This window comes from Lysobacter sp. CA199 (assembly GCF_052078715.1).
In the GTDB taxonomy this organism is placed as follows: Bacteria; Pseudomonadota; Gammaproteobacteria; order Xanthomonadales; family Xanthomonadaceae; genus Lysobacter.
In genome coordinates this window covers 72,450-84,935 of record NZ_JBQJIL010000007.1, presented here as the reverse complement: position 1 = coordinate 84,935, position 12,486 = coordinate 72,450, and the positions used below count along the sequence as shown (strand labels likewise).

Below are 12,486 nucleotides of genomic sequence, written 5' to 3'. Positions count from 1 at the left end.
CTTCTCGACGCATCTGTTCCCTCTCCCGCTTGCGGGAGAGGCAGACAAGCCGTGCGGCGTTCAACTCACACCTTCAACTTCGCCGCCTGCCGCGCCAACACTTCGATCTGCCCCCAGTCGCCGGCCTTGATCGCCGCCGCGGGCGCCACCCACGAACCGCCCACGCAGGGCACGTTCTTGAGCGCGAGGTAGTCGCGCACGTTGTTGACGCCGATGCCGCCGGTCGCGCAGAAGCGCAGCTCCGGCAAGGGCGCGCCGATCGATTTCAACGCCGCCGCGCCGCCGATCGATTCGGCCGGGAAGAACTTGAGCTGGGTATAGCCGTGTTCCAGCAAGGCCATCGCTTCCGAGGCGGTCGCAGCGCCCGGCAGCCAGGGCAGATCGATATCGCGCGCGGCGGCGATCAAGCCGGGCGAACTGCCCGGCGATACCGCGAACGTCGCGCCGGCTTTCAAGGCGTCGACGAAATCCGACGGCCGACGCACGCTGCCCACGCCGACCGCCGCGCCTTCGACCTCGGCGGCGATTGCGCGCACCGCGTCCAGCGCGACCGGCGTGCGCAAGGTCACTTCGATCGCGGGCAAGCCGCCGGCGACCAGCGCGCGCGCCAGCGGCACCGCGTGCTTCAACTCTTCGATCACCAGCACCGGCACCACCGGCGCCAGGGCCAGTACCGCGGCCACGCGTTGTTGCAGATCCTGCATCGAACTCATTGCTTGAACTCCCGTTGTTCGCTTCGCCGCGCTCAGGGGCGCGCGGCCACTTCGTCGATGTGCTTGAGCAGATCGGCCGGATCTTCGTACACGCGGAACGCGCCAGCGCGTTCGAGCTCGTCCTGGCCGTAACCGCCCGACAGCAGCCCGACGCCGAGCGCGCGTGCGCGGCGCGCCGCCAACAGATCCCAGATGCTGTCGCCGACTACGATCGAATGCTCGATGTCGGCGCCGAGTTTATCGGCCGCAGCCAGGAACAGGTCGGGATCGGGCTTGGCGTACTTGACCATGTCGCGGGTGATCACCACGCGCTGATCCGGATCGACGCCGAGCGCGACCAGGTTGTGTCGCGCGGTTTCCATGCGCCCGCTGGTGGCGATCGCCCACGGAATATCGTTGTCGGTCAGATAGGCGAGCAACTCGACCGCGCCGGGTAAGGGGCGGATCTGCGTCGCCTGACGGCTGTAGGCTTCGGCGTGCAGACGATGCAATCGCTCGATGCGCTCGGCGGTGATGTCGATTCCGGTCTCGCGCAGCAGAATGTTGGTGAACAAGCCGCCGCTCATGCCGATCTTGCGATGGATGCGCCACACCGACAGCGGAATGCCGTCGGCGTCCAGCGCCTGCTTCCAGGCCAGCACGTGCTGATAGACGCTGTCGACCAGGGTGCCGTCTAGGTCGAACAGGAAGGTGGTGCGAGCGGGGGCGGGCATGGCGTGCTCCTGGGAGCGGGGATTCGGGATTCGGGATTCGGGATTCGGGATTCGGGATTCGGGATTCGGGATTCGGGATTCGGGAAACAGCGTACTTACCTACCGTCATTCCCGCGAAGGCGGGAATCCAGTGACTTCAAACGTTCTCGCACGAAAGTCACTGGATTCCCGCCTTCGCGGGAATGACGATTTGGAGAGATGCCGCTGAAGTCTCTGGATTCCCGCCTTCGCGGGAATGACGATCTGGAGAGACGCCGCTGAAGTCTCTGGACCCCCGCCTTCGCGGGGAGGACGGCTTGAGAGGTTCGCGGAAACGCGCAAGCGCTTTATATCGGGTGCAGACATTCTTCATCGTGCCTGACGAATCAAACCGGCACCGCCCCAAACACCCCTGCCCCTCGATCCGCCGGCGCCGCATAATCGCGGAAGGCCGCAAACAACTCGCGGCCCACGCCGACATGGTGCGAAGACAGATCGGCCGTGACGTGCTCGCGCGCGGCCCAATCGGCCGGCTCGATCACGCTCAAGGTTCCGGCCACTGCATCGACCCTCAGCACATCGCCATCGCGCAGCTTCGCCAAGGCACCGCCGCTCATCGCTTCGGGGGTGACGTGGATCGCCGCCGGCACCTGGCCCGAAGCGCCGGACATCCGGCCGTCGGTGACCAAGGCGACCCGGTGGCCGCGTTTCTGCAGCACCGTCAGCGTCGGCGTGAGCTGATGCAGTTCCGGCATGCCGTTGGCGCGCGGACCTTGGAAGCGCACCACCACGATCACGTCGCGATCGAGCTCGCCGCGTTCGAAAGCCTGCTTGACCTCGTGCTGTTCGACGAACACCCGGCACGGCGCCTCGACGATCCAGCGGTCTTCCGGCACCGCCGAGACCTTGATCGCCGCGGTGCCCAGATTGCCGCTGAGCACGCGCAAGCCGCCGTCGGCACGGAAGGGTTCGGACACCGGCCGCAGCACCGCGGTATCGCAGCTGTGCGGCGTGCACGGTACGTACACCACTTCGCCATCCTCGCCCAATCGCGCTTCGACCCGGTAACGATCCAGACCCGGGCCGGCGACGGTCTGCACATCGCCGTGCAGCAGGCCGTGATCGAGCAGTTCGCCGATCAGGTACGCGAGCCCGCCGGCGGCGTGGAAATGATTCACGTCGGCGCTGCCGTTGGGATAGACCCGCGCCAGCAACGGAATCACCGACGACAACGCGTCGAAATCTTCCAGTCGCAGCTCGATTCCGGCCGCGGCCGCCATCGCGATCAGATGCAGCAGATGATTGGTCGAACCGCCGGTCGCATGCAGACCGATCACGCCGTTGACGATCGCGCGCTCATCGACGATGCGGCCGATCGGGATGTACTCGTCGCCCAAGGCGGTGATCTGCGCTGCGCGTTGCGCGGCCAGCACGGTCAGCGCATCGCGCAGCGGGGTATTGGGATGGACGAAGCTGGAACCGGGCAGATGCAGGCCCATCATCTCCATCAGCATCTGATTGGAGTTGGCGGTGCCGTAGAAGGTGCAGGTGCCCGGCCCGTGGTAGCTGCGCGCCTCGGCTTCGAGCAACTCGTCGCGGCTGGCTTCGCCGGTGGCGTAGCGCTGGCGCACGCGCGACTTCTCGTCGTTGGGCAGGCCCGAGGTCATCGGCCCGGCCGGTACGAAGATGCCCGGCAGATGGCCGAAATGCAGCGCGCCGATCAGCAGCCCCGGCACGATCTTGTCGCATACGCCCAGGTACAAGGCGGCGTCGAACATATCGTGCGAGAGCGCGATCGCGGTCGACATGGCGATCACGTCGCGCGAGAACAGCGACAACTCCATGCCTTCGCGGCCCTGGGTCACGCCGTCGCACATCGCCGGCACGCCGCCGGCGACTTGCGCAGTCGCGCCGGCTTCGCGCGCGGCGGCCTTGATCAGGTCGGGAAAGCGCTCCAGCGGCTGGTGCGCGGAGAGCATGTCGTTGAACGAATTGACGATGCCCAGGTTAGGCGCGTAACCGCTGCGCAGCGCCGCCTTGTCGCTGGTGGAACAGGCGGCGAAACCATGGGCGAGATTGCCGCAAGACAGCCGTCGCCGATGCGGGCCGCTGCTCTGCGCCGCTTCGATGCGGGCGAGATAAGCATTGCGGCGCGCGCGGCTTCGTTCCTGGATGCGGTGCGTGACTTGCGCGACAACGGGATGCAGTTGGGTATTCACGGGTACTCAGTCAGTGCGAGGCCTCTTCCGAGGAGGCCGAACAGTTCCCCCCTTTGAAAAAGGGGGGTTAGGGGGGGATTTGCTCTTCCTACACCTTCCTAAGAAGCAAAGGCAAAAGCAAATCCCCCCACGCCGCCATGCGGCGTGGCCCCCTTTGCTAAAGGGGGCGACAGCAAAGGCCGGAGCTGGGAGGGGAGGGAGCTATGGCCTGGCTGTCATGACGCCCAAAGATGCAGCGGGCGCCGAATACAAATAGAGCTTGACTAGATACGCAGTCGACGGACCGCAGCGACTGCGCGCCTCAATGAATCACGGACTCCAATACAAAGTAGGCGCCATCGGCGCGCCGCTCAACACCGAACGAATCGGCAGGGTGCAGCGCGGATCGCGCTGCGCGCCTTCGAGCACGGCGCGCTTCTTCTCGCCTTCGATATGCAGATAGATCGCCGGCGCGGTGAAGATCGCGCTCAAGGTCAGGGTCATGCGCGGCTCCGGCATCGCCGCGGTGCGCACCGACATCACCGGCGCGCGGCCGCACGGTTGCAGGCCGATCTCGCGCAACGCCGGGTTGTCGTAACCCAGATCGGGGAACAACGAAGCCACGTGGCCGTCGTCGCCCATGCCGAGCACGGCGACGTCGAGCGGCAGGCCTTCGTTGGCGATCTTGGTCAGCACCGGCATCAGCGCCATTTCCGGCGTTTCAGTGGGTCGGTACATCGGCAGCAGTCGCGCCACCGCGGCGTTGTTCTTGAACAGATGTTCGCGCAGCAACCGTTCGTTGGAACGCGGATGCTCCGGCGGCAGCCAGCGCTCGTCGATCGGCAGCACGGTCACCCGCGCCCAATCCAGGGTCTGCGCCGACAACACTTCAAAAAAACGCTTGGGCGTGTTGCCGCCCGATAGCGCGATCGACGCCTCGCCGTGGCGCGCCAGCGCCCCGCGCAGATCGGCGGCGACCTGTTTGGCCAGGGCCTGGGCGAGCTGTTCGCCGTCGTCGAACACACGTTCGTGCAAAGGCAGCGGCACCGGTTCGATCACTTTCAGCTCAGCCTGCATCTTCATGCCACGTTCTCCCATCGCGTTCGATCAGCGCCACCGCGGCGCTGGGACCCCAACTGCCGGCCGTGTAGGGACGCGGCGCCTCGGCGCCGGCGGCCCATGCGGCGCGGATCGGGTCGATCCACTTCCAGGCCGCGTCGACTTCGTCGCGGCGCATGAACAACATCGGGTTGCCGCGCACCACGTCCATCAGCAGACGCTCGTAGGCGTCGGCCTGGCGACCACCGAAGGCCGCGGCGAAACTCATGTCCAAGGGCACGTGGCGCAGACGCAGACCGCCGGGGCCGGGCACCTTGTTCATCAGCCACAGCTTCACGCCCTCGTCGGGCTGCAGACGCAGCACCAGCTTGTTGGGTTGCAGGCGGCTGGACGGATCTTGTTCGGTCAAATCTTCGAAGATCGAATGCGGCACCTGGCGGAAGGTCACCACGATCTCCGACACGCGTTCGCCCAGGCGCTTGCCGGTGCGCAGATAGAACGGCACCCCGGCCCAACGCCAGTTCTTCACCTCGGCCTTGATCGCGACGAAGGTTTCGGTGAGCGACTGCGCGCCGAGTTCCTGCACATAACCCGGCACCGCCGTGCCGTCGACCGCACCGGCCTTGTACTGGCCACGCACGGTGGATTGGGCGGCGTTGCCGTTGACGATCGGGCGCAGCGCGCGCAGCACTTTCAATTTCTCGTCGCGGATCGAATCGGCGGCGAGCGAGGACGGCGGCTCCATCGCCACCAGGCACAGCAGCTGCAACAGATGGTTCTGGACCATGTCGCGCAGCGCGCCGGATTTGTCGTAGTACGGCGCGCGCGATTCCACGCCCACCGTTTCGGCCACGGTGATCTGCACGTGGTCGATGTGCTCGGCCTTCCACAACGGTTCGAACAAGGCATTGCCGAAGCGCAGCGCGGTGAGGTTCTGCACCGTCTCCTTGCCGAGGTAATGATCGATGCGGAAAATCTGCGTTTCGGCGAACACCCGCGCCAGCGCATCGTTGATCGCATCGGCGCTGACGCCGTCCTTGCCGAGCGGCTTTTCCACCACCACGCGGGTCTTGGGATTGACCAAGCCGTGCGACTGCAAACGGTCGGCGACCACACCGAACAAGTCCGGGCCGACCGCGAGGTAGAACACCCGCACCCGCTCGGCTTCGGCGAATTCGGCGGAGAACTCGGGCCAGCCGTTGTCCGAGCTCAGATCCAGGCGCCGGTACAGCAGCAAGCCCAGAAAACCATCGAGCAACTCGGTGCGCTGGGCCTGATCGCCGGCGAAGTTGCGTAGCGCATCGCGCACTTTGGCGCGGTAGTCGTCGTCGCTGCGTTCGTCGCGGGCGATGGCGACGATGCGGGTGCCGGCGACGATCTGGCCGTCGGCGTAGCGGTGGAACAGCGCCGGCAGCAGCTTGCGCAGGGCCAAGTCGCCGGTGCCGCCGAAAATCACCAGATCGAACGGCGCCAACGGCGCCAGATGCGGGGCTTGCGAGGGAGTCGGCACGGAGTAAACGCTCATGGACGGGCTCGGACAGGTCTGGATAGAACCATACCAGCAAAGATACCAGTAAGATACCACTCAGGCAAATTAACTATAAATCAATTGGTTACAATCGCATGACAAGCCTTTGTTGCCGCCAATGGTCTGCGACTGGTATCTTTTTGCCATGCAGGCCTATCTGGAAAGCGAATTCCGCCGCCAGTCCGACGCGCGACGCGCGCCGGCCTATCAGCACCTGCGCCGGACCCTGCAGCACGCGATCGAGAACGGCGAACTGACCGCCGGCCAAGCCCTGCCCGGCGAACGCGAGATCGGCAAGTTGCTGGAGCTGTCGCGGGTCACCGTGCGCAAGGCCATCGCCGGTCTGGTCGCCGACGGGCTGCTGGTGCAGCGCCAGGGCGCCGGCACCTTCGTCGCCGAGCGCATCGTCAAATCGTTCTCGCGCCTGACCAGCTTCACCGACGATCTGCGCGCGCGCGGACTGGATCCGCGTTCGACCTTCCTCGAACGCGGCGTCGGCGAGGTCACGCCGGAAGAAGCGATGGCGCTGAATCTGTCGCCCGGCGCGCAGGTGATCCGTTACTACCGCTTGCGCACCGCCGAGAACGTGGCGCTCGCACTCGAGCGGACGGTGGTCCCTGTAGCGGTGCTTCCGAATCCTGACTTGGTGGAGAACTCGCTCTACGAAGCTTTCGCCAAGCTCGGCATCCGCCCTGCCCGCGCGCTGCAGCGTCTGCGCGCGATCGCCTTCGACGCCGAACAGGCGCGGCTGATGAACCTGCCCGAAGGCGCGCCTGGATTGTTCATCGAACGCCGCACCTTCCTCGACGACGGTCGCGTCGTCGAGTTCACCCGATCCTTCTATCGTGGCGACGCTTACGACTTCGTCGCCGAACTGCAGAGCGAAACCACTCCGTGAGCACCGACACCCTGCTGGACGCCACAAGCACGCGCATGTACGCCGAAGCCGACGAGGCCGGCGACGCGGTCGCCCGCCAGTTCAAGGCCAATGCCGACATCGTCGACGAGTTGGTCGAACGCCTGCGCGCGCAACCGCCGCGCTTCATCGTCACCTGCGCGCGCGGCAGCTCCGATCACGCCGCGACTTACGGCAAATACCTGTTCGAAACGCAGTTGGGCTTGGTCACCGCCTCGGCCTCGCCGTCGGTCGGCTCGGTCTATGCGATCAAGCCGAAACTCGACGGCGCACTGTTCGTGGCGATCTCGCAATCGGGCAAGAGCCCGGACCTGCTGCGCAACGCCGAGATCGCCAAGGCCGCCGGCGCGCACGTGGTCGCGCTGGTCAACGTGATCGACTCACCGCTGGCGCAGTTGGCCGACACCGTGCTCGGCCTGCACGCCGGCCCGGAAACCAGCGTCGCGGCGACCAAGAGTTATCTGTGCTCGCTGGCCGCGCTGCTGCAACTGACCGCGCGCTGGAGCAACGACGCCGGCCTGTTCAACGCCGTGCACGCCCTGCCCGATGCGCTGCGCGAGGCGACGAAACAGGATTGGTCGCCGCTGGTCGAGGGCCTGATCGATGCGCGCAACTTGTTCGTGCTCGGCCGCGGCCTGGGCCTGGGCGCGGCGCAGGAAGCCGCGCTCAAGTTCAAGGAAACCTGCGGCCTGCACGCCGAGGCCTTCAGCAGCGCCGAGGTCAAGCACGGGCCGATGGCGATCGTCGGCCCCGGTTTCCCGGTGCTCGCTTTCGCCCAGGACGACGGCACCGGCGACAGCACGGTCACGGTGGCACGCGAGTTCCGCCAACGCGGCGCGCCGGTGTGGCTGGCCGCGCCGGGCATCAGCGGCGGCGATGCGCTGCCGCTGGCGCGCTCTTCGCATCCGGCGATGACCCCGTTGATCACCGTGGCCAGCTTCTACAAGGCGGTCAACGCGCTGTCGGTCGCGCGCGGACACAATCCGGACCTGCCGCCGCATCTGAACAAAGTCACCGAGACGGTCTGAGGAAGCCATCGCCATGTCCGCTACCGCCTTCGTCAACGGCCGCGTGCTCAGCGAGCGCGGATTCGAATCCGATCTGAGCGTCATCGTCGAGGACGGTCGTATCGTCGCGGTGGTGCACGGCGCGGCGCCGAACGGCGCGCAAGCCATCGATCTGCAAGGCCGCTACCTCGTGCCCGGTTTCATCGACACCCAGGTCAACGGCGGCGGCGACGTGTTGTTCAACGACGCGCCCACGGTCGACGGCCTGCGCCGCATCGCCCAAGCGCACCGCAAGTTCGGCACCACCGGGATGATGCCGACCCTGATCAGCGACGACGTCGCGGTGATGGTGCGCGCGATCGACGCGGTGCGCGAAGCGATGCGGCAGAACGTGCCGGGCATTCTCGGCATCCACCTGGAAGGCCCTTACCTGGCCGCCGCGCGCAAGGGCGTGCACGACCCGGACAAGTTCCACACCCCGAGCGAGGACGAACTGAACCTGGTCGCCTCGCTCGGCGTCGGCAAGACCATGCTCACGCTCGCGCCCGAGCGCTTCGGCAACGACACCTTGCAGGCCCTGGCCGCGCGCGGCGTGCTGGTCTGCGCCGGCCATACCGCCGCCGACTACGACCGTCTGCGCGACGCCTTCGCCCACGGCGTGCGCGGCGTGACCCATCTGTACAACGCGATGACCCCGATGGCCAGCCGCGAACCCGGTGGCGTGGGTGCATCGATCGAAGATCCGAACAGTTGGTGCGGCGTGATCGTCGACGGCGAACACGTGCACGACGCCTCGCTGCGCATCGCCATCGCCGCCAAGCCGCGCGGCAAGATCATGCTGGTCACCGATGCGATGCCGCCGGTCGGCGGCGACAGCGAAGACTTCGTGCTGTACGGTCAGACCATGACCTGCCGCGACGGCAAGTGCACCACCGCCGAGGGCACCCTGGCCGGCTCCTCGCTCGACATGGCCGGCGCCGTGCGCAACACCGTGCAGCGCCTGGGTCTGCCGCTGGACGAAGCCTGCCGCATGGCCTCGACTTATCCGGCCGAGTTTCTCGGCCTGGGCCACGAATTCGGCCGCATCGCGCCCGGTTATCGCGCCGATCTGGTCGCGCTGGACCCGCAATTGCGCGTGACCGACAGCTGGATCGGCGGATCGCGCTAACCCGATTGGTGGCGCAACACCGCACCTGTCCGGCGGCATACCGGATGCGGCTCAATCCTTGGTAATCGCGCCATACGGCGACGCGAACGCCTCGACGAACAAGCCCCGCCCGGCCGCCGACCGCAGCGCGCGCGGGCAGGGCCCGGCGACGCCCACATACAGGTAGTAGTCGTAGCCGACATGCACGAAGGCGTCGTCGCTTTCCAACCTGCACCAGAACTGTTCGCGCAACATTCGGCGCAGCCAATCGCCGACCTGCTCCAACGGCAGCGCGGCGCCTTCGCCGAATGCGATCGGCGCATCGCGGTGATTCTCCAGTCCGCGCACGGTCAATGCGGCGACACCGGCTTCGTGCAGGAACTCCACGGCGGTATCCACATAGGCCGCTTCGACGCGCCGATATTCGGCTTCGGTCAAGACCACGCCGTCGAACGATCGGCCGATATCGCCGATCGAGGTCCAAGCCTCGCCGAGATAAGCGCCGGAGTCGTCGCGCAAAGCCGGATCGTATTTGGTGATTCGATACTCGTGCATCGCATTACTCCATCGAGCCCTGCATCGCACGTAATCCGCACCGGCCGTTACGACTGCGCGCGGTACACCAGGTGTTCCAGGCGCTCGTCCGCATACGCGTCGGCATTGCTCAGATGGCCGTCGTAAGGACCGACCTTGCTCACTTGTCTACCGCCCTTGAACACGATCTGCAGACCATGCTCGGGTTCCCAGTCGCAGTTGCATTCCAGCGAAATGTATACGCCGCCATCGCCGTGCGCGCGCCGCTCGACCATGGCCTCGAAGCCCAGTTGCACGTGTCGCCAGACCTCGGCCGGCGTGGCGATCTGCAGATAGGCCGGATCGCCGGGCTTGAAGTGCGCGTTGATGTCGCGGTAGTAGGCATGCACCGCATCGCTGGCGGCGAGCAGCACCGCATGCGGACTGGCGATGAAGGCCTCGACCGCGGCGTGGAAGTCCTCCGGCGCCTCGTCCTCGTCGTAGCCTTCGGGCACCAGTTCGCATTCGTGGCCGCCGAGGATCGACAAGGCCAGCGGCTGGCTGCAGCGGGCTTCGAACAGTGTCGCGGCGTCGTTGGAAGAACGGCTGGGCATCGGTGGCTACTCCATGGGTCGGGCGGCGGCCGGGATCAGACATCTCCGATTGTGTCGGCAGCAGACATCGCCCACGACAGACGGATTTCATTCGCGGCCGGCGTGCTCGCGGCGAAGGCCACAGCGCGCGACCCCGGAGCCTAGCGCAAGCGTGTTGCGCGGGCGACACGTTTGCATGAACGCATGCGAGTCCGCGAAGCGAACTCGCATGCCGCCGCCGGTCGCCACGAACCGGTCCGCGTGCGGACCGATTCGCGAGCGCACGGGCTCAGTTGTCGCCTTCGGACTTGACCGGCACCGGCTGTACCGGCGCCGCGGGCGCGGCGGCCGGCGCTGCAGGCGCGATCGGTGCGGCGACCGTAGCGGACGCCGCGACCGTGACTTCGGCGGTCTGCGTGGGCACGGGCGCGGACGCGACTGTCGGTGCAGGCACGGTGGCGGCGACCGGCGCCGCATCGCCGGCCGCGACCTTGACCGTGGCCTGGCCTTCCGGCGTGAAGCTGGCGATCAAGCCCGCGTACGGCTGCGGCACGCCGGCGAACTTGTCCAGCGGCACCATGAATTGATTGGTCGCCAGCACCTGCACGCAGTTCCAGCCCATCGCGGTGGTGTAGTCCTTGATCAACTTGGCGCCGTCGGCGAGCAACTGTTCGCGGGTCGGCGGCGTCTTATTGGCCTTGCTGTTGGCGGTGCAGGCCGCGTTGGACACCTGGCGGCCGTCCTTCGACACCAACTGCGCCTGGACCGAGTAGACCACCTGGTAGTTGTTCCAGTCGGTCGGGAAGTACACGTACATCCAACCGCCCGAACGCACATCGAGCACGTAGTCGGCTTGCGGATGAAGCGTGGCGATTTCCTTGGGCTTCTTGGCCTTGGTCGCGGTGGTGTCCACGGCCTGGACCTGCGCGCCGTAGGTCTGGCGCAGCGCTTCGCCGAGCTGTTGCCGCACCAGGATCGCCGGATCGGCGATGCCGTTCTCGCGCACCATGTCGTTGCCCGACTTGATCATCGCCGCCACGCCGAACAGGCCGAAGCCGGCCTTGCCGGCGGTCATCGCACTGAAGTCCGGCGCCTCGTGGAAGGTGACCGCGACGGTCTTGTCCTTGAGCGCGGCCGCATCGGCGGCGGCGAGCGGAATCAGCTTGTCCTTGGCGACAGCCGGCATGGAAGCCAGCGCGATCGCGCCGGCCAGCAGAGTAATTTTCACGATGTCCCCCTGTGTTTAAGTCGTCCCGCTCCCGAACCGGGACGTGCCGGCGGCGCGGATTCTCGGCCGTTTTCCCCCCGGCCGTAAAGCAATGCTAACTGCACCGCATTAAATGTGCCATTCGTCGCAGAAGCCTCCGACCGGGCCGCCCTCCTCTACAGGGACGAACTTGGCCGGCAGCCGGAGAGCTCGCAGCATTGCGGCCCGGAAGTCTCGGCGCTCACAGGAGCCGGGGTTGGCGATTGGGACCACGGCCGCTGACGTTTCGAGCCTGCATGGCTGGATGCCGGGTTCTGACGATGTCTGCATGGCGCGGCGAGATCGGCGCCAAGCTCTCAAAATCCGGTAGCCCGCTCCAACACCAGATGATCGAAGCGCGCCGCGTCGGGTCCGAGCAACTGCTGGCCCAGGCGAGTGCGCAGATCGGCCTGGAACGCATCCAGATCGAAATCCTTGAGTTTTTTCTTGCGGATGATGCGTGGGATTTCTTCCAGCATCGCGTCGTAAATCCATTGCCGTCGCTGCGCGTGAGTTGCGGCGATGAACCGGTCCAGGTCGAGCATCACATCCATGCTGAGCGCGGCACGATCCTTGTGGTAGCGATGGCGCTGAGAAGACGCGGTTTGCGCGTCGCAGCACATCAACATGACGCGGATGTCTTTGAGCCCCTCGCCGTAATGACGGTTCTGGAAAAACTCCTCGAGCCGCTCCACCGGGCGCAAGGCGTGGTCGATCTTGGCCGCCCAGTTGCTATACATCGTCAGAAAGAACTTCATCGATCGCCCCCATCTCCGGCCGACGCCGGTCCGGCCTCGCATTCAGGATAACGACGGTCGTCCCAGACCCGTGCTTCCCGGCACATCCAGTCGCCCTGGCGGCCGGATTGCGCATG

Annotated in this window: 12 protein-coding genes; 3 read left to right on the top strand and 9 right to left on the bottom strand. The window is 66.4% G+C overall.

Annotation, left to right across the window (positions count from 1 at the left end; genetic code table 11):
- Positions 1 to 65 precede the first annotated feature (65 nt).
- From eda to zwf, 5 genes are all read right to left on the bottom strand, one after another.
- Positions 66 to 713, bottom strand: coding sequence for a bifunctional 4-hydroxy-2-oxoglutarate aldolase/2-dehydro-3-deoxy-phosphogluconate aldolase (gene eda / locus ACTOWJ_RS13680; RefSeq protein ID WP_441335184.1), 648 nt, complete (start codon positions 711 to 713; stop codon positions 66 to 68).
- 32 nt (positions 714 to 745) lie between these two features.
- On the bottom strand, positions 746 to 1,426 hold the full coding sequence (locus tag ACTOWJ_RS13675) for an HAD family hydrolase (protein ID WP_441335183.1): 681 nt from the start codon (positions 1,424 to 1,426) through the stop codon (positions 746 to 748).
- Positions 1,427 to 1,791: 365 nt separating this feature from the next.
- Positions 1,792 to 3,624 (bottom strand): phosphogluconate dehydratase, encoded by a 1,833-nt coding sequence (edd, locus tag ACTOWJ_RS13670; protein WP_441335182.1) that lies wholly within the window; start codon positions 3,622 to 3,624, stop codon positions 1,792 to 1,794.
- A gap of 309 nt (positions 3,625 to 3,933) precedes the next feature.
- The gene (gene pgl / locus ACTOWJ_RS13665) at positions 3,934 to 4,686 is read right to left on the bottom strand and encodes a 6-phosphogluconolactonase (RefSeq protein ID WP_441335181.1); all 753 of its coding nucleotides are present in this window, start codon (positions 4,684 to 4,686) and stop codon (positions 3,934 to 3,936) included.
- Positions 4,670 to 6,187: a glucose-6-phosphate dehydrogenase gene (gene zwf, locus ACTOWJ_RS13660; protein WP_441335180.1), complete on the bottom strand. Its 1,518-nt coding sequence runs from the start codon at positions 6,185 to 6,187 to the stop codon at positions 4,670 to 4,672. The genes pgl and zwf overlap by 17 nt, the downstream gene beginning before the upstream one ends.
- A gap of 148 nt (positions 6,188 to 6,335) precedes the next feature.
- Between zwf and ACTOWJ_RS13655 the strand changes: the two genes are divergently transcribed.
- From ACTOWJ_RS13655 to nagA, 3 genes are read left to right on the top strand one after another with little or no spacing between them, the layout of a single operon-like run.
- Positions 6,336 to 7,088, top strand: a complete 753-nt coding sequence (locus ACTOWJ_RS13655) for a GntR family transcriptional regulator (protein ID WP_441335179.1) — start codon at positions 6,336 to 6,338, stop codon at positions 7,086 to 7,088.
- A gap of 35 nt (positions 7,089 to 7,123) precedes the next feature.
- Positions 7,124 to 8,134, top strand: coding sequence for an SIS domain-containing protein (locus ACTOWJ_RS13650; protein ID WP_441335442.1), 1,011 nt, complete (start codon positions 7,124 to 7,126; stop codon positions 8,132 to 8,134).
- 13 nt (positions 8,135 to 8,147) lie between these two features.
- The gene (gene nagA, locus ACTOWJ_RS13645) at positions 8,148 to 9,281 is read left to right on the top strand and encodes an N-acetylglucosamine-6-phosphate deacetylase (protein ID WP_441335178.1); all 1,134 of its coding nucleotides are present in this window, start codon (positions 8,148 to 8,150) and stop codon (positions 9,279 to 9,281) included.
- A gap of 51 nt (positions 9,282 to 9,332) precedes the next feature.
- Here nagA and ACTOWJ_RS13640 read toward each other — a convergent pair whose 3' ends face one another.
- The 4 genes from ACTOWJ_RS13640 to ACTOWJ_RS13625 form a co-directional block, all read right to left on the bottom strand.
- On the bottom strand, positions 9,333 to 9,815 hold the full coding sequence (locus ACTOWJ_RS13640) for a hypothetical protein (protein ID WP_441335177.1): 483 nt from the start codon (positions 9,813 to 9,815) through the stop codon (positions 9,333 to 9,335).
- 47 nt (positions 9,816 to 9,862) lie between these two features.
- Complete coding sequence (locus ACTOWJ_RS13635; protein ID WP_441335176.1) at positions 9,863 to 10,387, bottom strand: DUF6985 domain-containing protein; 525 nt, start codon at positions 10,385 to 10,387, stop codon at positions 9,863 to 9,865.
- Positions 10,388 to 10,655: 268 nt separating this feature from the next.
- Positions 10,656 to 11,594 carry a hypothetical protein gene (locus ACTOWJ_RS13630; protein ID WP_441335175.1) on the bottom strand — a complete coding sequence of 313 codons (939 nt, stop codon included), beginning with the start codon at positions 11,592 to 11,594 and terminating at the stop codon, positions 10,656 to 10,658.
- A gap of 335 nt (positions 11,595 to 11,929) precedes the next feature.
- Positions 11,930 to 12,370, bottom strand: a complete 441-nt coding sequence (locus tag ACTOWJ_RS13625) for a hypothetical protein (RefSeq protein WP_441335174.1) — start codon at positions 12,368 to 12,370, stop codon at positions 11,930 to 11,932.
- Between the last annotated feature and the right edge of the window lie 116 nt (positions 12,371 to 12,486).

Bases quoted from the DNA above. Each gene is read 5' to 3' on its own strand.
- eda (WP_441335184.1), bottom strand. From the start codon at position 713: ATGAGTTCGATGCAGGATCTGCAACAACGCGTGGCCGCGGTACTGGCC.
- ACTOWJ_RS13675 (WP_441335183.1), bottom strand. From the start codon at position 1,426: ATGCCCGCCCCCGCTCGCACCACCTTCCTGTTCGACCTAGACGGCACC.
- pgl (WP_441335181.1), bottom strand. From the start codon at position 4,686: ATGAAGATGCAGGCTGAGCTGAAAGTGATCGAACCGGTGCCGCTGCCT.
- zwf (WP_441335180.1), bottom strand. From the start codon at position 6,187: ATGAGCGTTTACTCCGTGCCGACTCCCTCGCAAGCCCCGCATCTGGCG.
- ACTOWJ_RS13655 (WP_441335179.1), top strand. From the start codon at position 6,336: ATGCAGGCCTATCTGGAAAGCGAATTCCGCCGCCAGTCCGACGCGCGA.
- ACTOWJ_RS13650 (WP_441335442.1), top strand. From the start codon at position 7,124: ATGTACGCCGAAGCCGACGAGGCCGGCGACGCGGTCGCCCGCCAGTTC.
- nagA (WP_441335178.1), top strand. From the start codon at position 8,148: ATGTCCGCTACCGCCTTCGTCAACGGCCGCGTGCTCAGCGAGCGCGGA.
- ACTOWJ_RS13640 (WP_441335177.1), bottom strand. From the start codon at position 9,815: ATGCACGAGTATCGAATCACCAAATACGATCCGGCTTTGCGCGACGAC.
- ACTOWJ_RS13635 (WP_441335176.1), bottom strand. From the start codon at position 10,387: ATGCCCAGCCGTTCTTCCAACGACGCCGCGACACTGTTCGAAGCCCGC.
- ACTOWJ_RS13625 (WP_441335174.1), bottom strand. From the start codon at position 12,370: ATGAAGTTCTTTCTGACGATGTATAGCAACTGGGCGGCCAAGATCGAC.